This is a genomic window from Halobacillus sp. ABH2_015, from assembly GCF_056158945.1.
In genome coordinates this window covers 3,350,674-3,370,093 of record NZ_JBSWUG010000002.1, presented here as the reverse complement: position 1 = coordinate 3,370,093, position 19,420 = coordinate 3,350,674, and the positions used below count along the sequence as shown (strand labels likewise).

General features: G+C 49.4%; 14 protein-coding genes. 12 read left to right on the top strand and 2 right to left on the bottom strand.

The features are described 5' to 3' along the window. Positions 1 to 203 precede the first annotated feature (203 nt). The 4 genes from gltB to ACXAD6_RS17405 all read left to right on the top strand — a co-directional run bounded on the left by gltB (position 204) and on the right by ACXAD6_RS17405 (position 10,192). Positions 204 to 4,784: a glutamate synthase large subunit gene (gene gltB / locus ACXAD6_RS17420; RefSeq protein ID WP_474969981.1), complete on the top strand. Its 4,581-nt coding sequence runs from the start codon at positions 204 to 206 to the stop codon at positions 4,782 to 4,784. Positions 4,785 to 4,803: 19 nt separating this feature from the next. After that, positions 4,804 to 6,291 carry a glutamate synthase subunit beta gene (locus tag ACXAD6_RS17415; RefSeq protein WP_474969980.1) on the top strand — a complete coding sequence of 496 codons (1,488 nt, stop codon included), beginning with the start codon at positions 4,804 to 4,806 and terminating at the stop codon, positions 6,289 to 6,291. A 175-nt stretch (positions 6,292 to 6,466) separates the two neighbouring features. Then, positions 6,467 to 8,503: a catalase gene (locus ACXAD6_RS17410; RefSeq protein WP_474969979.1), complete on the top strand. Its 2,037-nt coding sequence runs from the start codon at positions 6,467 to 6,469 to the stop codon at positions 8,501 to 8,503. A 336-nt stretch (positions 8,504 to 8,839) separates the two neighbouring features. Further along, positions 8,840 to 10,192: a dipeptidase gene (locus ACXAD6_RS17405; protein WP_474969978.1), complete on the top strand. Its 1,353-nt coding sequence runs from the start codon at positions 8,840 to 8,842 to the stop codon at positions 10,190 to 10,192. Between the two features lie 25 nt (positions 10,193 to 10,217). On the opposite strand, the gene ACXAD6_RS17400 is transcribed toward ACXAD6_RS17405, so the two are convergent. Further along, positions 10,218 to 10,724 carry a GrpB family protein gene (locus tag ACXAD6_RS17400; RefSeq protein WP_474969977.1) on the bottom strand — a complete coding sequence of 169 codons (507 nt, stop codon included), beginning with the start codon at positions 10,722 to 10,724 and terminating at the stop codon, positions 10,218 to 10,220. A gap of 120 nt (positions 10,725 to 10,844) precedes the next feature. Between ACXAD6_RS17400 and ACXAD6_RS17395 the strand changes: the two genes are divergently transcribed. From ACXAD6_RS17395 to ACXAD6_RS17375, 5 genes are read left to right on the top strand one after another with little or no spacing between them, the layout of a single operon-like run. Next, positions 10,845 to 11,774: a hypothetical protein gene (locus tag ACXAD6_RS17395; protein WP_474969976.1), complete on the top strand. Its 930-nt coding sequence runs from the start codon at positions 10,845 to 10,847 to the stop codon at positions 11,772 to 11,774. A 29-nt stretch (positions 11,775 to 11,803) separates the two neighbouring features. Further along, positions 11,804 to 12,445: a hypothetical protein gene (locus ACXAD6_RS17390; protein WP_474969975.1), complete on the top strand. Its 642-nt coding sequence runs from the start codon at positions 11,804 to 11,806 to the stop codon at positions 12,443 to 12,445. Then, positions 12,445 to 13,569 (top strand): DUF4350 domain-containing protein, encoded by a 1,125-nt coding sequence (locus tag ACXAD6_RS17385; protein WP_474969974.1) that lies wholly within the window; start codon positions 12,445 to 12,447, stop codon positions 13,567 to 13,569. Before ACXAD6_RS17390 ends, ACXAD6_RS17385 begins: the two co-directional genes overlap by 1 nt. Further along, positions 13,566 to 14,495: an AAA family ATPase gene (locus tag ACXAD6_RS17380; protein WP_474969973.1), complete on the top strand. Its 930-nt coding sequence runs from the start codon at positions 13,566 to 13,568 to the stop codon at positions 14,493 to 14,495. Before ACXAD6_RS17385 ends, ACXAD6_RS17380 begins: the two co-directional genes overlap by 4 nt. Then, positions 14,446 to 15,804: a DUF58 domain-containing protein gene (locus ACXAD6_RS17375; RefSeq protein ID WP_474969972.1), complete on the top strand. Its 1,359-nt coding sequence runs from the start codon at positions 14,446 to 14,448 to the stop codon at positions 15,802 to 15,804. Before ACXAD6_RS17380 ends, ACXAD6_RS17375 begins: the two co-directional genes overlap by 50 nt. Here ACXAD6_RS17375 and ACXAD6_RS17370 read toward each other — a convergent pair. Beyond that, positions 15,782 to 16,744 (bottom strand): stage II sporulation protein M, encoded by a 963-nt coding sequence (locus ACXAD6_RS17370; protein ID WP_474969971.1) that lies wholly within the window; start codon positions 16,742 to 16,744, stop codon positions 15,782 to 15,784. The two genes, ACXAD6_RS17375 and ACXAD6_RS17370, sit on opposite strands and share 23 nt — an antisense overlap. 90 nt (positions 16,745 to 16,834) lie before the next feature. Here ACXAD6_RS17370 and ACXAD6_RS17365 point away from each other — a divergent pair, with 90 nt between their 5' ends. From ACXAD6_RS17365 to ACXAD6_RS17355, 3 genes are all read left to right on the top strand, one after another. Further along, the gene (locus ACXAD6_RS17365) at positions 16,835 to 17,632 is read left to right on the top strand and encodes an RDD family protein (RefSeq protein ID WP_474969970.1); all 798 of its coding nucleotides are present in this window, start codon (positions 16,835 to 16,837) and stop codon (positions 17,630 to 17,632) included. Between the two features lie 160 nt (positions 17,633 to 17,792). Further along, positions 17,793 to 17,951: a hypothetical protein gene (locus ACXAD6_RS17360; protein ID WP_156896539.1), complete on the top strand. Its 159-nt coding sequence runs from the start codon at positions 17,793 to 17,795 to the stop codon at positions 17,949 to 17,951. Between the two features lie 172 nt (positions 17,952 to 18,123). Beyond that, on the top strand, positions 18,124 to 19,311 hold the full coding sequence (locus tag ACXAD6_RS17355; protein WP_474969969.1) for a carboxylate--amine ligase: 1,188 nt from the start codon (positions 18,124 to 18,126) through the stop codon (positions 19,309 to 19,311). Positions 19,312 to 19,420: the final 109 nt, after the last annotated feature.

Here is a 19,420-nt window from a genome sequence, read left to right as displayed (position 1 = left end):
TATTTGGTTGCGCTTACATCGTTTTTATAAGTGGATTTGTAAAGGATTGTCATTGTCGTATTTGCATGAAAATTCAGCGGTTATGCCTGATGAGGGCGTGATTCTTCCATATGTTCATGCTATACTAGTAAGAAACTGAAAAGACAGAATTTTTCTATTATTGCCTGCAACCTTCAAGAATAAGTCCGCTAGGGGGAAAGATAATGCAAAAACACGGATATCCTGTTCCGCAGGGGCTGTATCATCCGGAAAATGAGCATGAAGCTTGTGGTATCGGAGTTATTGCCAACATCGATGGGACAAAGAGTCATAGTATTGTAGAAAATGCCATCACGATTTTATGTAATCTGGAGCACCGGGGCGGTCAGTCCGCGGATATCAGTACAGGGGATGGTGCCGGTATTTTAACCCAGATTCCTCATAAATTCTTTGAAAAACAATGTGAGAAAGAAGATATATACCTTCCGGAGGCTGGGAAATACGGGATCGGCATGGTGTTCTTCCCGGAAGATCATGGCTTGAGAGTCGACTGCATGCAGCGCTTTCAGCGTATCGTTGAGGAAGAAGGACAGCAGTTCCTTGGCTGGCGTACTGTACCCGTCAACGACTCCTTCGTAGGAAAAGATGCGAAAAAGACGAAGCCATTCATTCGTCAGGCTTTTGTAGCTCCTTCTGCAAATATCCAGACGCAGATGGATCTGGAACGCCGTTTATACATCATCCGCAAACGTGCGGAAAGCGAAATTGCTTCCTTGGACCAGTATGATGACTTTTATATCAGCAGCCTGTCTTCCAATACGATTGTGTATAAGGGCATGCTGATTCCTGAACAACTGGACTCCTTTTATATTGATTTGAACCATCCTGATTTTAAAACCGCCCTCGCCTTAGTACACTCTCGATTCAGTACGAACACCTTCCCGAGTTGGAAACGATCACATCCAAACCGCTATACCATCCATAACGGAGAGTTTAACACCCTCCGCGGAAATGTGAACTGGATGAGAGCGAGGCAGGAGCTTTGTGAGTCTGAATACTTCAGCAAAGAAGATCTGGATAAGCTTCTGCCGGTCATTGATGCCAACGGAAGTGACTCATCCATGTTCGATAATGCGTTTGAGTTTCTTTACTTATCCGGTCGTTCTCTGGCCCACACGGCTATGATGATGGTCCCTGAGCCATGGTCCAATGATGAGACGATTCAGGAAGATAAGAAGAGCTTTTATGAATATCACAGTACGCTGATGGAACCATGGGACGGCCCGGCAGCCCTTGCCTATACGAACGGGAAGCAGATTGGTGCCTGTCTGGACCGTAATGGTCTGCGTCCTGCCCGATACTATGTAACGAAGGACGGCATGATCGTGCTCGGGTCTGAAGTTGGTGCGCTCGATATTTTCGCTGATGATATTTTGTACAAAGATCGACTGCACCCTGGCAAAATGCTGCTCGTCGATCTTGAAGAAGGGAAAATCATCCCGGATGAAGAGATCAAGCTTCAGATTGCCCGTGAGCATCCGTACCAGGAATGGATTGATGATCATAAATTCGATTTGGAAGACCTGCCTGAGCCGGCTGCAGAACACCGACCGATCGGAAATCTGATCGATCAGCAGCTCGCTTTCGGATACACGACAGAGGAATTGAATAAGATCCTCATGCCGATGGTGACGGATAAAAAAGATCCGGTCGGTTCGATGGGATATGATTCTCCGCTGGCTGTCCTTTCCAAGAAACCTCAGCTGCTTTACAGCTATTTCAAGCAGCTGTTTGCCCAGGTGACCAACCCTCCAATCGATGCCATTCGTGAAAAACTGATTACGATGGTGGAAACGACCATTGGTGCCGAAGGGAACCTGGTGGCTCCAAAACCGGACAGCTGCCGTCAAATTCGTCTGAAGACACCGATTCTGACGAATAAAGAGCTCGAACAGCTTCGCCAGCAGACGGTGGAAGGATTCAAACCGGTCACACTGTCGATGTTATTTAAAGCGGAAGAAAATGAAATGAAAGCTTCGCTCGACCGTTTATTTGAAGAGGCCGATCAAGCGGTGGAAGACGGAGCGACACTGATTATCCTTTCTGACCGCGGTGTGAATGGTGAGTATGCAGCCATCCCGACGCTGCTTGCTGTTTCAGGTCTCCACCACCATCTGATCCGCGAAGGGACGAGAACGAAAGTCAGTCTGCTTGTGGAAACAGGGGAAGCGCGTGAAGTCCATCATTTTGCAACACTTCTGGGCTACGGGGCAGAAGGGATCAACCCCTACCTTGCCTATGAATCGCTGCGTGACCTTCTTGAAACCGGTCAGATTGAAGCCGTTTCCCATAACGAAGCTGTACAGACGTACATTAAAGCGGCAACAGACGGTATTATTAAAGTCCTCTCCAAAATGGGGATTTCAACCATCCAAAGTTACCGGGGAGCCCAGATTTTTGAGGCTGTCGGTATTCGGATGGATGTGATCGATCAATACTTTACCCGGACGGCTTCCCGTCTCGGCGGAATCGGTCTGGACATCATTGAAAAAGAAGTATTGATGCGTCATGAAACAGCCTTCAGTGAGGGCCGTGGCGGAAACCGTACGCTTGATGCGGGTGATGATTATCAATACCGCAAAAATGGTGAGGATCACCAGTACAATCCGCAGACGATCGCGACACTGCAGCACGCCTGTCGTGCCAATGATTATGATCTTTTCAAGCAGTACTCGCAGATGCTGACGGATGAAAAGCATAACCTTCAATCCCTGCGTGGACTTTTATCCTTTAAAAAACGGCCGTCCATTCCGTTGGATGAAGTGGAATCGGTTGAAGACATTACCCGGCGCTTTAAAACCGGTGCGATGTCCTTCGGTTCCATCAGTCAGGAAGCCCACGAGGCGCTTGCTGTCGCGATGAACCGGATCGGAGGCCGCAGTAACTCCGGAGAGGGCGGGGAGAACCCGGCCCGTTTTGAACCGGAAGAAAATGGTGACCTGAAACGAAGCGCTATTAAACAGGTAGCTTCCGGACGATTTGGCGTAAATAGTCACTATTTAGTGAATGCCGATGAAATCCAGATCAAGGTCGCCCAAGGGGCGAAGCCCGGGGAAGGTGGACACCTTCCTGGTAAGAAAGTGTACCCGTGGGTAGCCGAAGTCCGCGGCTCCACGCCAGGCGTTGAGTTGATTTCACCGCCTCCGCACCATGATATTTATTCCATCGAGGATCTGGCTGAGTTGATCTACAACTTGAAAAATGCCAATCCAAAGGCTCGTGTCAGCGTGAAGCTTGTATCGGCTGTCGGTGTAGGAACCATTGCTGCTGGTGTAGCGAAAGGCCGTGCCGATCTCGTTCTGATTAGTGGTTATGACGGTGGAACAGGGGCTGCGCCGCGTACAAGTATTAAGCATACCGGTCTTCCGTGGGAAATCGGTCTGGCTGAAACCCACCAGACACTTGTGCTCGACCGGCTTCGTGACCGCATTGTCGTTGAAACAGACGGTAAGATGATGACCGGCCGAGATGTCGTTGTCGCCTCTCTTCTTGGAGCGGAGGAGTATGGATTTTCCACAGCCCCTCTTGTTGTCCTAGGCTGTGTCATGATGCGTGTCTGCCATTTGAACACATGTCCTGTTGGTGTAGCCACCCAGGATCCTGAACTTCGGAAGAAATTCACCGGTGAAGCCGATCACCTTGAAAACTTTATGCGCTTCATTGCCCAGGAAGCGAGGGAGATCATGGCAGAACTCGGCTTCCGTACGATCAACGAAATGATCGGACGGACGGATGTGCTTGAAACAAACGAAGCCATCGATCATTGGAAAGCGAAGGGTGTGGACTTGTCTGCGCTTCTTTACCAGCCCGATGTACCGGACAACTATGGTTTATTTGCTGTGCGTAAGCAGGATCACGGTCTGGATAAGACCCTCGATATGGAAGAACTGCTCCCGTTATGTAAAGATGCGATCGAAACGGGTAAACCGATGAAATATACCGGGTCGATCCGCAACATCCACCGGGTGACAGGGACGATTTTGGGCAGTGAGATTACCCGCCGCTACGGCGCAGAAGGCCTGCCTGAAGATACGATCAACCTGACATTCAAAGGTTCAGCAGGTCAGAGCTTCGGAGCTTTCATTCCTAAAGGGATGTCACTACGCCTGATCGGAGATTCCAATGACTATGTCGGTAAAGGACTGTCCGGAGGGAAGATCATCGTCCACCCTTCATCCAAGTCTTCGTTCCGTCCGGAAGAAAACACGATTATCGGAAACGTGTCTTTCTATGGAGCATCCGCTGGAGAAGCCTATATCAACGGTCTTGCCGGGGAACGCTTCTGTGTACGGAACAGTGGGGCGGATGTCGTCGTCGAAGGTGTCGGGGACCACGCCTGTGAATATATGACGGGTGGAAGGGTCGTCGTCCTTGGAGGTACCGGACGTAACTTTGCTGCTGGTATGTCCGGAGGGGTCGCCTACGTTCTTGATGAAACAGCCCACCGTTTTGAAACGAAGTGCAACAAGGAGCTTGTGCTTCTGCAGCAATTGCAGGATTCACAGGAAATCCAGGAGCTTTATGATATGATCGATCGTCACGTATCGTATACAAACAGCCCGTTGGGACAGAAGATCCTTGCGGAGTGGCCGCAGTACGTGAGCCGATTTGTCAAAGTGATTCCAAGAGATTACCTGCACATGCAGGAACGCATTCAGCGCCTGAAAGAGAGCGGACTGGACAAATTTGACGCAGAAATGACAGCTTTTGAAGAGAGAAACAAACCGGTGGAAACCGTCAAATAACAGCGGAGGGGGAGACCTGATGGGAAAGTCAACTGGATTTATGGAATATACGCGCCAGGCTATACCTGAGCGTGATCCTGAAGTTCGAACGAAAGACTGGGAAGATTACACGCTTCCCCTTTCAGATGAAGAAGTACAAAAGCAGGGGGCCCGCTGCATGGACTGCGGCGTTCCGACGTGTCATTCCGGAATGGAAATCAACGGCATTACGACTGGATGCCCGGTCTATCACTTGATTCCCGAGTGGAACGACCTCGTCTATCGAGGGAAATGGAAGGAAGCTCTTGAGAAAGAACATGAAATGAACAATTTCCCGGAGTTTACCGGATTTGCCTGTCCGGCTCCATGTGAAGGCGCCTGTGTGCTTGGCATAAATGAGCCGCCTGTTGCGATTCGTAGTGTAGAGCGTTCAATCATTGAAAAAGGTTTTTCGGAAGGCTGGGTAACTCCTCAGCCGCCGGCCTCCCGCACAGGTAAAAAAGTGGCGGTTGTCGGTTCCGGTCCGGCCGGCCTTGCTGCCGCTGCGCAGTTGAACAAAGCCGGGCACTGGGTGACGGTATACGAGCGGAATGACCGTGTCGGCGGACTGCTGACCTACGGCATTCCGGAAATGAAGCTTCCGTACTCCGTCGTGGAACGCCGTGTGAACATTCTGAAGCAGGAAGGCATTCAATTCCTGACCAACACAGAGGTAGGGCGTAACTACCCTGTTTCCCGCTTGAATGAAGAATATGATTCGGTCATTCTATGCGGCGGTGCTACGACACCGAGGAACATCGACGTAAGTGGAAGAAGTCTGAAAGGCGTTCACTATGCGATGGATTTCCTTCATTCCAATACGAAAAGTCTTTTGGATTCGGACCATGAAGACGGCAACTATATCAGTGCCAAGGGTAAGAATGTGATCGTGATCGGCGGGGGAGATACAGGAACAGACTGTATGGCCACATCCATGCGCCATGAATGTAAAAGTCTGACCCAATTTGATATCTACGATAAGAAGAGCAGCGTCCGCGATAATGAAACAAACCCGTGGCCGCAGTATCCAATTATCCACCGTGTGGAATATGGGCAGAAAGAAGCGGAAGCTGAATTCGGTAAAGATCCGAAAGCTTATGCAGTCATGACGAAAAAATTCGTCGGTGACGAGAACAACCGCATCAAGGAAGTGCATACCATTGATGTCGCTCTTTCCTATGATGAAAAAGGGAACAAAGTACGTACGGAAATTCCGGGGACGGAAAAAGTGTGGAAGGCGGACCTTGTCCTGCTTGCGATTGGATTCAGCGGGCCGGAGCAGGATCTCATTGAGAAGCTGGGCATAGAAACGACCGTCCGCTCCAATGTAGCTGCACAATATGGCAGATACACGACCAATGTAGATGGCGTGTTTGCAGCGGGCGACATGCGACGCGGACAAAGCTTGATTGTGTGGGCAATCAATGAAGGCCGTGAAGCAGCCCGTGAATGTGATCGTTACTTGATGGGTACGACGCAGCTGCCTTAACTATCAAAAAGGGGGGACAACGATGTCCCCCTTTTTTTATGGTCTACCTGATTCATTGTTTTTGTTTTCTAAAAATAATAATAATGTCGTTTAAGTTGTCGGACCCTCGGGTACTTTTAGATTGTAATGGTTATTTTTTACTTACCATTCTAAACATAATCAGAGGAGGAGCACAATGAGCGACAAGCGTACAAAAAAGGATGAGCAGCTGGATCAGTACAGAGTAGATGATTCTGGTAAACATATGACCACCAACCAGGGAGTGAAAGTATCTGAGGATGAATTCTCCCTCAAAGCTGGTGAGCGCGGCCCTACTCTTATGGAGGACTTTCACTTTCGCGAAAAAATGACCCACTTTGACCATGAACGTATCCCTGAGCGTATTGTGCACGCCCGAGGTTTTTCTGCTCATGGAGAATTTCAATTATATAAATCACTTGAAAAATACACGAGTGCTGACTTTTTGACGGATACATCGAAGACAACCCCGACGTTTACACGTTTTTCTACCGTGCAGGGGTCCAAGGGCTCTGCGGAGACTGTTCGTGACGCCCGAGGTTTTGCTACGAAATTCTATACGCAGGAAGGGAACTTTGATCTTGTAGGAAACAACATTCCCGTTTTCTTCATCCAGGACGCGATCAAATTCCCCGATTTAGTTCACGCTGTTAAGCCTGAACCGCATAACGGTATGCCGCAGGGGGCATCCGCCCATGATACGTTCTGGGATTTTGTTGCCCATAACCAGGAATCTGCGCATATGGTGATGTGGACAATGTCCGATCGTGCCATTCCACGCAGTCTGCGTATGATGGAAGGTTTCGGTGTACATACCTTCCGCCTTGTGAACAAAGAAGGCGTCGCACACTTTGTGAAGTTCCATTGGAAACCTGTTCTTGGAACGCATTCCCTCGTTTGGGACGAGGCTCAGAAAATTAATGGAAAAGACCCGGACTTCCACCGGGGTGACCTTTGGACCTCTATTGAAAACGGGGATTATCCGGAATATGAACTTGGCTTCCAGGTGATTGCGGAAGAAGATGAATATAAGTTTGACTTCGACCTTCTTGATCCGACGAAGCTTTGGCCGGAAGAAGACGTACCTGTCGAAATCGTCGGTAAACTGACGATGAACCGCAACGTCGATAACGTCTTTGCTGAAAACGAACAGGTCGCCTTCCACCCGGGCCATCTTGTACCAGGCATCGACTTTACGAATGACCCGCTGCTACAGGGGCGTCTTCACTCCTACACGGATACGCAGCTGATCCGCCTCGGCGGCCCGAACTTCCACGAACTGCCGATCAACCGTCCGGTCTGCCCGTTCTTTAACAATCAGCGTGACGGCTATGGACGTCAGACGATCAATAAAGGACCTGTGGCTTATCACAAAAATGGTCTGGCTGGCAACACGCCGGCACCTGCGAGCAAAGCAGAAGGCGGCTTTGAGCATTATCAGGAAAAAGTGGACGGCCATAAAGTCCGTGCACGAAGTGAAAGCTTTAAGGATCACTTCTCCCAGGCGACCCTGTTCTGGAACAGCATGAGTGATCATGAAAAGAATCACATCATCAATGCATTCAGCTTTGAACTTGGAAAAGTACAGAGTGAGGATGTGCGTGAGAAAATCGTAGAGATGTTCTCCAACGTAAGCCTTGAGCTCGCCCAGTCTTTTGCGAAGAACATCGGTGTAACCCCTCCGGAATCCGGTGGTTCGAACGTGACGAAATCTTCCCCGGCGCTCAGCCAGGCGAATACGGTTCACTCTCCGGCAACGAGGACGGTCGGTGTCATTCTTGCTGACGGTTTTAATGGTCAGGATGTGAGACAGACATTGGAGCAGCTGGAATCCCAAGGGATCATCACAAACATTATCAGTAACCGTCAAGGGATGCTGAAAGGTGATGACAATTCAGAACTGAAAGTGGACCATACGTTCCTCACGGTGGATTCCGTTCTTTATGATGCGATTTATGCTGTCGGAGGTGCTGATGCGGATCAAACGTTCGCCAAACAGTCCGGTAACTTCCTGTCTGAAGCGTTCATGCACTTCAAACCAATTGGAGCGACTCACGAAGGTGTGGAATATGTGCAGCAGAACGATATGGACGGCCAAAGCGGCGTCATTACAGGAGACAACGCAGAGCAGTTCGCCAAACAGTTTGGTGAAGCTGTTGCCGCCCACCGCTTCTGGGATCGTGAAGTCATGTAAAAAATAAAATGGAGGATGGATTTGTCCGTTCTCAGGCTGCCGGGGAATTTTTCCGGCAGCTTTTTTTTCTTCGTTGTTTCAAAAATGCAGGATTAAGGGAATAGTAAAAGAAAATCCAAACACAATGAGGTGATCGCATGATTCGTACGATCCTGATGATTATCGGCTTAATAGTAGTAATCAGCTTTATTATCTCTCTTATATAAGAAGTACATCCGGACGGTGCATTCGACTTGCACCGTCCGTTTTCTTCTGCAGGATGACAATGGGAGAAAGAAGGACAGCCGTCTGCATCATGTATAATGAGGATATGGTTTGAAAAAGGGAGGTAATAAAGTGAGAGAAGCTGTGGAACAACATAAGGAACAATTTATCGAAGAACTCAAGCAGTATCTGCGTATACCGAGTATTTCGTCGCTGTCTGCATATAAAGGAGAGGTTCGCCGGGCGGCGGAATGGACCGCCGAAGCTTTGGAAAAGGCCGGAATGGAGCATGTGGAAGTCATCGAAACGAATGGTCATCCACTTGTTTATGGTGACTGGCTCCATGCCCCTGATAAGCCGACCGTGCTGGTGTACGGTCACTATGACGTCCAGCCGGAAGACCCTGTTGACCTTTGGGACACACCGCCGTTTGAGCCGGTCATCAAAGACGGCAGGATTTATGCACGTGGAGCGACCGACGACAAGGGCCAGCTGTTCATTCATATCAAGGCGGCCGAGCTTCTGATGAAAGAGCATGGAGCGCTGCCTGTGAACGTGAAGTTTATCATCGAAGGGGAGGAAGAAGTGGCCAGTCCGCATCTCGGTCCTTTCATTGAGGAAAATCAAGAGCGTTTATCCTGTGATTCTGTCGTGATTAGTGATACTTCCTTCAGCGGCAAAGACCAGCCGGCGATCTGCACCTCCCTTCGTGGGGCGCTGGCGATGGAAATGACGGTCCGGACCGCAAACTCTGATCTTCACTCTGGTACATATGGAGGCGGCGTACCGAATGCGGTTCATTCGCTCGTCAACCTGTTGGATTCCCTTCATGATTCAGAGGGGAGAGTCTCTGTAGAGGGCTTTTATCAAGGCGTTCCGGAACCGACCGAAGAACTCCGCCGGGAAGTCGCTGCCGTTCCTTTTGACGAAGAAGAAACGAAACGCGCACTGGATATAGACGACCTTTACGGAGAAGCCGGGTTTTCATTTAAAGAAAGAACAGGCATCCGCCCGACGCTCGAGATCAATGGCATGACAGGCGGTTTCCAGGGCGAGGGACTGAAGACGATTGTTCCAAAGGAAGCCTCCGCCAAAATCAGCTGCCGTCTCGTTGGTGATCAAAATCCACAGGCGGTTTATGAATCAATAGAACGCCATGTGAAGCAGCATAAGCCTGCCGGGACCAAAGTCAGTCTGGAGAAATTCATTCAAGCGGACCCTGTCGCCATGGATTCTCAAAACTCCTTTATCCAGGCTGCGGCAGAGGCTTATGAGGATGTCTACAAGGTGCGTCCGCTGTTTCCGAAAGAAGGCGGATCCATTCCCATCGTGGAAGTATTTGGACGTGTCCTGGATGCCCCTGTCGTATTGATGGGTTTTGGTCTTCCGACAGAGAATCTCCATGCCCCTAATGAACACTTCCATCTGGATAATTTCACAAAAGGAATCGAAACGGCCGCCCAATATCTTCAGAAGTTATCATGAAAGAAAGCTGGCACCCACACGGGTGTCAGCTTTCTTTTTCAGCGAGATGGAGGATGTGCTGAATGAACGGTTCCTTCGCTGCGGTATAGCGGGAGCGGTTCTTTTTGTGTGTGACGGCAAGGCGGCTTTTCAACCTCTGATAGTCCATGGCTTTTTCCGGATGTTTCATGAGATAGTCGCGAAAGGCAAGCTTATCCCGCCACTCGTTTCCTTCATACGCTGTGATGTGAAGGGGACACGTTCCGTTCCCCGGCTCTCCTTTACGAAAAAAATACCGCTCCTTCCATTCGAGCTTTGGCACATATGTATAGCCGGCTTTCTGCAGAGCATGGATGAAGGAACCATTTAGATCAAGGCGGGGAAGACCGAGCATCAGGTCAATCACCGGCTTTGCTTTCATCCCGGAGACAGCTGTGCTCCCTATATGCTCGACAGGGTAGTCCTGATCAAGAAAGCTCAAGATTTCAGCCTTTTCTTCAGCAAATATCTCAGGCCATACGTGCTGGTAGTTGTGCAGCTGGATATCGTCCATCCTTTTCCTCCTTTACGGGGACGTTCCTATGATTCTATCACGAGATCATTGTCTTTTTTTGTCAAAATAACCCTTTCTCCGTGTTAAACTAATAGTAAATGCTTATAGAGGAGGAAGGTTATGGAACCAACACAGCTGAAACCTAAATCATTTGGGGAAATTCTTGATACATCGTTCAGCATATCGAAGAAGCATTTCCCGTCTTTATTTCTTATGCTGTTATTTTTAATCGGCCCGATTTTCATAGTCGATTACTTGTTCATGATTGTAAGCGGTATTGATCTTTTCCGCGAAACATCCGGCGGAGGATTCGGAGAGCAGCTGATGAACAACCTGGACAGTGCGGGAAACATACAAGCTTCGGTTGCTGCTAACCTGGGAATTGGAATGGAAATGGTGTACCTGGGGTTGAACACCATCTTGAATCTCGTGCTCTATACAATGGCTCAGGCTGCGGTCATCATTGCAGCCGGCAAAGTCATCAAAGGAGAAAGCTGGACGAAAAAAACAGCAGTAAAAGGGGCCTTTTCAAGGTTCTGGCCGTTGATTGGAAGCTCTTTGCTGCTTGGGGTCATCGTCTTTGGAGTCTTTTTCGTTTTCTTTATTGTCATTGGATTTGGCGGGATCGGACTGACCCTGGCGGCTGGAGACGGAGCTGGATTTATTCCGATCATTCTCCTCGTCCTCGGTTTTATCGCGCTGCTCGCTTTTTTTGGAACACGACTGAGTATGTTCTTCGGATCGGTTGTTTACAAAAAAGCAGCGCCTGGGTTCACAGAAAGCTGGAAATTAACGAAAGGAAGATTCTGGGCGACGCTCGGGTTATTTGTTGTCTTCGGCATCATCATATTCCTGCTAACTTCTATATTTGATGCGGTTTCCATTATTCTTCTTGGAGGAAGTGTAGCCGGCAAACTTTTGACCGACCTGTCTACACTCCTCGGAACATTGTTTTTAATGGTTGGTTACACGGTCCTGTTGTACGATTTGAAGACCCGGAATGAGGGCGGAGACTTGAAGGATATGATTGCTTCCTATAAAAACACGTAATCTGCGAAGGGCTGAAGGTGGGTGGCAGTATGAGCGCAATACAGCAGGAAAAGGAACACTTGAGCGATATTTTGAGCAGGACGGAATATGAAGCGTATGAAGAGCAGCCGGAGCGTGCAGGCAGCCGGATCGGCGAACTGCTTTCCGCATGGGTCAGAGACTTGTTGGAAACTCTTTTTCCCGGGGCGGAAATCACAGGATCTGCGGTGGATGGTGTGCTGTATTTCATTGGAGCCATCGGCCTCGGTGTTCTCGTGTTTTTGGCTTTCCGGCTGTTCAGCAGACTCTCGGGCGAAAAGCATGCCCGTAGTAACCGGACGTTTCTTCCAGGTGAAGAAGGACCGCTTTCGCTCGATAGTCATTGGCGGCAGGCAGATGAATGGGCGGAACAGCAACAATGGACTGCTGCGGCCCGTCAGGTTTTTCTGGGGCTCCTGCTTCATTTTGATGATCAAGGGTTTGTAGATGTGCAGTCATGGAAAACCAATGGGGATTATGAAAAGGAATTGAAAGCTCATACCGGAGCGGATTATGTGGAAGCGTTCCGCCGTCTGGCCTTAATGTATGACCAGATGACCTACGGAGAGCGGCTGCTGAATGAAAAGGACTACCATACCTTCCGTTCTGATGCAGCATGGTATGTGAAGGAAGGAAGAAAGGAGGAGGCCTGATGAACCAAAGGAAAACATGGCTGGGAATCGGAGCGGCTCTCCTTCTGTTTGCCGGGGTCATTTACTGGAGCTCAAAAGAAGAACCGGAAGTCTATCCTCCGTACACATCCGAATCTCCGGCACCAAACGGATTGAAGGGGTTCTACACGCTGTTGGAAGAGCGGGATCAGGATGCCGCGCGCTGGAATGCAGCCCCTGGACAGCTTCCGGCGGCCGGTACCTCCCAGACCCTCTTGATGGCGGAGCCTGTGACGACGGTGAGTGGGGAGGAGATGCAGCGGTACAAGGAGTGGATGGAGGCGGGCAACACCATCTGGCTGATGAAACAGCATCCGGCCGGTTATTTTGATGTGGCTGTTGAGTATCCGGATTCCGACCAGGGATCTTCGCTCATCACAGATGCCGGCGGAAATCAGTATGAGGCAGATATCCCTGCTCCCCACCGGCTGCAGACCGGGGAAGCAGATAAAATACTGCTGAAGGACGAAAGTGGAGCGGTTGCCATTGAACGATCTTACGGCGAGGGGAGGCTGATTGTCGGTTTAACGCCCTCCTGGCTTGTTAACGACCGGATAATAGAAAAGGATCACTTTACCCTTGTCACGAAACTTATGGATACAGCGGGCAGCGGCGGAAGTCTTTGGTTTGATGAATACATACATACCCGGAACGGGTTCGCTGATAAAGCAGGTGTTTACCCTTCCTGGCTCTTGTTTTTCACTTTTCAGCTGGCCTTGTTGACGCTGGCCTGGCTGTGGTGGAAAGGGAAGCGTTTCGGCCCATTCTTCACACCGCGGGAGGATGTCGTCCGCTTTGGGGATGAACGTCTTCAGGCCGTTGCAAGCTGGTATAAAAAAGGGGAGTTTTACCGGGAGTCGCTGGCGATCCAGGAATCCTATATCCGCCAGCTGCTGCAGGAGCGCTTCGGTGTACCGGTCCACATATCATGGGAAGAAACGAGAGAGCGTCTGGACGGGCGGATCGACCCGGATTCGTTGGAAAGGTGGACGACGATGTCCCGCCGGATTGAACCGCTGGAACATCAAAGTCATGTCGATAAAAAATCCTACCTGGAATGGTCAGGTGTACTTGAACAGATGAGGAAAGAGGTGCAGGACAGATGAAAGAGCAGATCCATCAATTAATCGAATCCTACGAAAGTAAAGTCATCGGACAGTCGGAAAATCTCCGCCTGATGCTGGCAGCGGTATTTTCCGGAGGCCATGTCCTTTTGGAAGGTGTGCCGGGTACAGGGAAGACGAAAATGGTCCGGACGCTCGCTGACCTGCTTGGCGGCGATTTCAAACGCATTCAGTTCACACCCGATCTGCTTCCGAGTGATATCACAGGGAGCATGATCTACAACATGAAGTCCGGCATGTTTGAAACATTGAAGGGACCGGTTTTTACAAACGTTCTTCTGGCAGATGAAATCAATCGTACGCCCGCTAAAACACAGGCGGCACTGCTTGAGGCGATGGAGGAAAAACAGCTGACCATCCAGGGGGATACCTATACGCTTCCTGCTCCGTTTTTTGTTGTGGCTACACAGAATCCGGTCGAGTTTGAAGGCACGTACCCACTCCCGGAAGCGCAGCAGGACCGCTTTATGTTTAAATTGACTGTCGATTTCCCTGCTCTCGAAGAAGAAGTGAATGTTATAAAGAGTATCGTCAGTGGTGGGACAGCTGATGCTGAGACCACTTCCGTTCTGTCTATGGATATCTTCCAGGAGGTAAGCAGGGAGATTGCAGCGATTACCGTAACGGATGACGTCTATGAGTACATCACACAGCTGGTAAGGAAAACAAGAGAGACGGATACGATCCGGAACGGGGCGAGTACACGGGCGGCTATAGCGATGGCACGTGCGGCAAAAGCCTGGGCCTATTTAGGGTCGCGGGATTATGTGACACCGGACGATGTGAAGAAAGTAGCCGTACCTGCACTGAGGCACCGGATTTTACTTGCGCCTCATATGGAATTGGAGGGAGCCACCTATGACCAGATCATTCAGGAGCTGGTGGGATCTGTTCCTGTTCCGCGATAGGGGGATCGTACCAACGCGAAGGCTGCTTCTTCTTGCAGCTGTGCTGTTGGTTTTAGTGACAGGACTGGCGGCCCTGGGTGTTCCCTGGCCGTATCTGCTTTCCTTAAATGCTGTCGTTTTTCTCCTCAGCCTTCTGGATTTGATGCTGATGCCAGGGAAAAAACAAATTCACTTCCATCGTTCAATGGAGGAGGAGATTGAACGTGGGTTAGAGAGTGAAGCTGCCCTTGTCATAAAAAACAACTCGGATCACCGGATGTTTGTAGAAGTGATCGATCATTTTCCTCCATCGTTCTCCAGACCTTTTCCACTGGAAGGATGGATCAAGGGAGGAGAAGGAAAAGACCTCCCGTTTTCGTTTACGGCCGGACAACGGGGCGATTATAGACTTCCGTCCATTTCCTATCGCTGGTGTTCATCCATCGGCCTGTGGGCGAGACAGGGACGTGTCGATCAGGAAATGAAGGTGCGTGTCATCCCGGACTTAAGCGGCAGCCGGCACTTTCTGAAAGATGCCCAGCGTTTTCTGCTTTATGAAGGAACCCGCATTAGGAAAGACCGGGTCGGCTCAGGAGAGTTCAGTCAGATCCGGTCGTACGTGACAGGCGATGACATTCGAAAGATTAACTGGCGCCAGACGGCGAAACAGCAGGAGCTCATGATGAATGAATATGAGCCGGAACATGGGAAGTATGTGACGATCCTTATTGACTGCGGAAGAATGATGGGAGTGGAGCTTGAAGAAAATAACCGCCTCGAAAAAGCCTTGGAAGCGGCTCTTACTGTAACAACGGCGGCTTTAAAGCGAGGCGACTATGTTTCTCTGGCTGCTTTTTCAAAGCGTGTTCATGTCTATGTGCCTCCTGGAAAAGGAATGGCCCATATGCAGACCATTCTACAGGAAGTCTATCATTTGGAGGTGGAAGGTTATGAATCGAACTACGCCTCCGCTTTTCAATATTTACAATCCGTCCAAAATAAGCGCAGCCTTTATCTTTTGTTCAGCGATGTCACCACGTTTCTATATGAAGAAACAGCGCTGCATTACTTGATGAGGTTAAGGCGTGCCCATTTATTTCTTATGGTTGGTATTGAGGACAGGACAGTGGATGAGGCTGCGAGGCGCATCCCGGAAGATGTTGCATCCACAATGGTGAAAAGTATGGCACAGAAGCAGTTGATGGATAAAAAGGAGGAAATGAGACGCTGGGAGAGCCGTGGGCTTCCGATGGTTGAAGCTCCGGAAGAGGCTCTCGCATCCGCCTCGGTATCCTATTACATTGATATTATGAACCGCGGGCTGCTTTAAGCGGTCGGCTTCCAAGAACGATATAGACGAGTAGTCCGATCACAGTCAGTGCAGCAAAAGCATACTTAGCTTCAAGCGGCAGTGCAGAAGGCGTGATGTATCCTTCAATAATCCCGGCGATGATAAACAAGGGCAGCGTTCCGATTAACAGCAGCACGGAGCGGTAGGCGTTCGTTTTCAATTGATAGGCACGGGTTCGTGAGCCGGGGACCCATAATTTAAAGCCCATCAGAAGTCCGGCTCCGCCGGCAATGAAAATGGCTGTCAGCTCGATGATTCCGTGAGGGACGATATAGGCCCAGAAATCATAGGATTTTCCGTAGGTGAAGAAAAGAGCGGCCAGCGCGCCGACGATGATGCCGTTAAAAATAAGCACATAGACGGTGACCAGACCAAAGGTTACACCACCGGCAAACGCAAGGAAGGCCACCTGTATATTGTTGGTCAGAATTTCAGCCGACATCACTGGTGAATTCACCCCACCGTCACTGCCGATCTGTGACGGGTCCACGTTTTGAGCGATGTTGGCGGGCAGTATCGTGTACAGGCTCATTGGGTCCTGGTAGACGGCTGTAAACGCAGCCGTTCCTCCAAGAAGAAACAGGCACATGCTGATGATGACAAACGCCCACTGCTCACGAAGAAGATGGATGAAGGTGTGGCCGAACAGATGCTTCACCTGTTTCCAGTTGGAGGTCTGCTCCTGATACAGGGTGTTGTGGGCTTTTGATGTCAGCGTATTCAAGTAATCCGTGCTCTCTTCTTCAGGGAAGTACGTCTGACTGAAGGCCAGGTGCTGGGTAACCTTCTGATATGTCCGCTGGAAATCCTCCACTTGCCCGGCTGTCCATTTTTTCTTATTCTGCTGCAGCGTATGGATCAGATTCTCCAGCCGCTTCCAATCCTGGCGGTTCTGCGAGATAAATGTACGATAATTCATAGGGTCACCTGCCGCTCGGAAATTTTTTACAACGTAGTTTAATTATAAGCAAGATTGCCTTTAATGGAAACCCGGGAGAGGAGATGGCGTATGCAGGAAAATGTACAAGTGAAAACACCGGAGCATGTGACTCTTAATTTCAGACTGGCTGGACTGGGCAGCCGGGGAGCGGCACAGATTACAGATACGTTGATTACTACGCTGATGAATGCCGGTCTGCTGACAGTCATCCTGCTGATGGATAACTACATGGGTGTTTACTTCTGGCAGGCAGAGAGCGTGATCGTTGCTGTCATCATTGTGATCGTTTTTATTATTAACTGGGGGTACTTCTTTTTATTTGAATGGCTTGCAAACGGAAGGACGCCGGGCAAGATGCTTCTGGGACTGCGAGTGGTCAGGGAGAATGGCGGACGTCCGACCGCTCTTTCTGTTCTCATTCGAAATCTGCTCCGGATTATTGATATGCTTCCTTTCTATTACCTGCTTGGTATGCTGATGGTCTTTTTCCATCCGTCCCACAAACGTCTTGGTGATGTGGTAGCTGGAACGATTGTCATCCATGAGAAGAAGAAAAAGGCAGAGAAGAGTTCGGATAAAAAGCTGAACAAGCTTCTCAGGGAAAGGAACATTACGGCGCAGACGGTGCACATAGGAGATTGGGAACGCCAGCGGTTTTCAAAAGAAGATTGGAAACTGCTTCGGACGTATGTTCACCGCTACCCTGGTTTGAATGCCGTGGAACAGGAAGAGTTAACGGAAGATGTTGCAGCAATTCTTTTACCGAAACTGCAGCTGGAAGACCGTGCAGACCATCTGGACAGAGAGGACCGCCTTTTTGCCTCCTACCTGATTTTAAAAGAAGACTGGGAGTTTGAATGGTCCTGATTCCAGGCCGCCTTTCCTTTACATGGAAGGCGGCTTTTTTGAAGAATCCATAGAATATTGGAGAAAATAGAAATAAACATTTACAACAGCCGTATATTTGGTATTATATATAAGGATTTGTAGTGATTTGAGGAAATTTAACGAATAAAGGGGAAAAACAATGGTTACATCATTTGCGATGTTGTCACTGACCGTCCTGCTTCTGTTCTTAGTGATGTATGCAGCTGATACGTGGGTGCGCCGTTTCCGCAAAAGCGGACAGGAAACAGCCGCTGCTCCGTCCAATCCATTGGATGTTCAGCCGCCATCTGCCAAATAGATAGAAAGATTGAAGGCGTCCCGTGTCCGGGCCGCCTTTTCTATGCCGGGAACCGGTTTGCGTTTTGTTCCCCCGTGGATTGTGGTAAAATATATATGTTTACATATCGGAAGATTCACGCCTTAGATTACGGGTCGTGTATAGTTAATAAAAAGGTAAAAGGGGATATCTCATGACGAATAAAGCGGTCGTTTTAGGTGCGAATTATTATATTGGACTGAGTACAATCCGGTGTCTGGGTATTCATGGTGTCCATGTTGCTGCTGTGGATTACGCGTGGGAAGGGGCTTACGGGCTGGAATCTAAATATTGTTCGGAAGCGCTGATCGGACCTCACTATAAAGAAGATCCGGCTGGACTTGCTGCTTTCCTCGTGGATTATGCTAAGAAACAGGACAGTCCTCCTGTTCTCATTCCGACAGCCGATCCGTACGTGGAGTTCGTCGATGAACATCTGCCGGAATTACGGGAACATTTCCTTATTCCTCAAAAGGAACAGGGGTTATATACTAAGATAATGGACAAAGGAACGCTTCATACCCTGGCTTCTGAACATGGGGTGGCGGTTCCTGAGACCGTCAATGTCGATGAAGAGAATTTCGTAGAGCGTGTGGAAAAGGACATTCAGTATCCGTGCCTTGTCAAACCGGTGGATTCACCGGCATTTGTGGCCAAGTTTCGAAGAAAGCTCTTCACGGTACACAATCAGGAGGAACTGCTGGAGAAAGTCAACGAGGCGAAAGCGGCAGATATCGAAGTGATTGTACAGCGCATCATTCCTGGTTTTGACGATCATATGTACACATTTGATGCTTATCTGGATCAGGATTCGAAAGTGACCCACTGGGTGACCTGCCAGAAGCTTCGGCAGTTTCCTGTGAATTATGGGGCCTCTGTCTACACTCAGCAGAAATACGTTCCGGAATTGTACGAGCTTGGAACGAAATTCCTCGAAGGGATCCAGTACAAAGGATTTGCCGAAATCGAGTTCAAAAAAGATGCCGAAACAGGGCAGTATTATTTGATTGAAATCAATGTGAGGATTACAAACTTAAACCACCTGCTGCAGAAGACAGGAATCAATATTCCTTATATCACCTACCGGGAGCTTACAGGCCGTCCACTTGAGCCGAAAGCTGTACGTGAGGATAAAAACATCGTATTCTGGTATGCCTATGAGGATCTTCTTGCCGTAAGGGAATATATCAAGACGGGTCAGCTTTCCCCGAAAAGTGTGATGAAATCCTATTTCAGACCGAAAGCCCATGCAATCTGGGACCCGAAAGACCCGAAACCGGCCTTTGCTTTCGGGAAGAAGCTGGCACGCCTCGTCGCTGGACGTGTGACGAAAAAAGCGTAGAAAAACAGGAAATATATGCCGGGGGACAGCAGGAAACGTTCTGCGGTGTACGAAACATATATGCGGATGATCATCGAAATGGAAATCAGTCAAAAATGAGCAGGGAAGG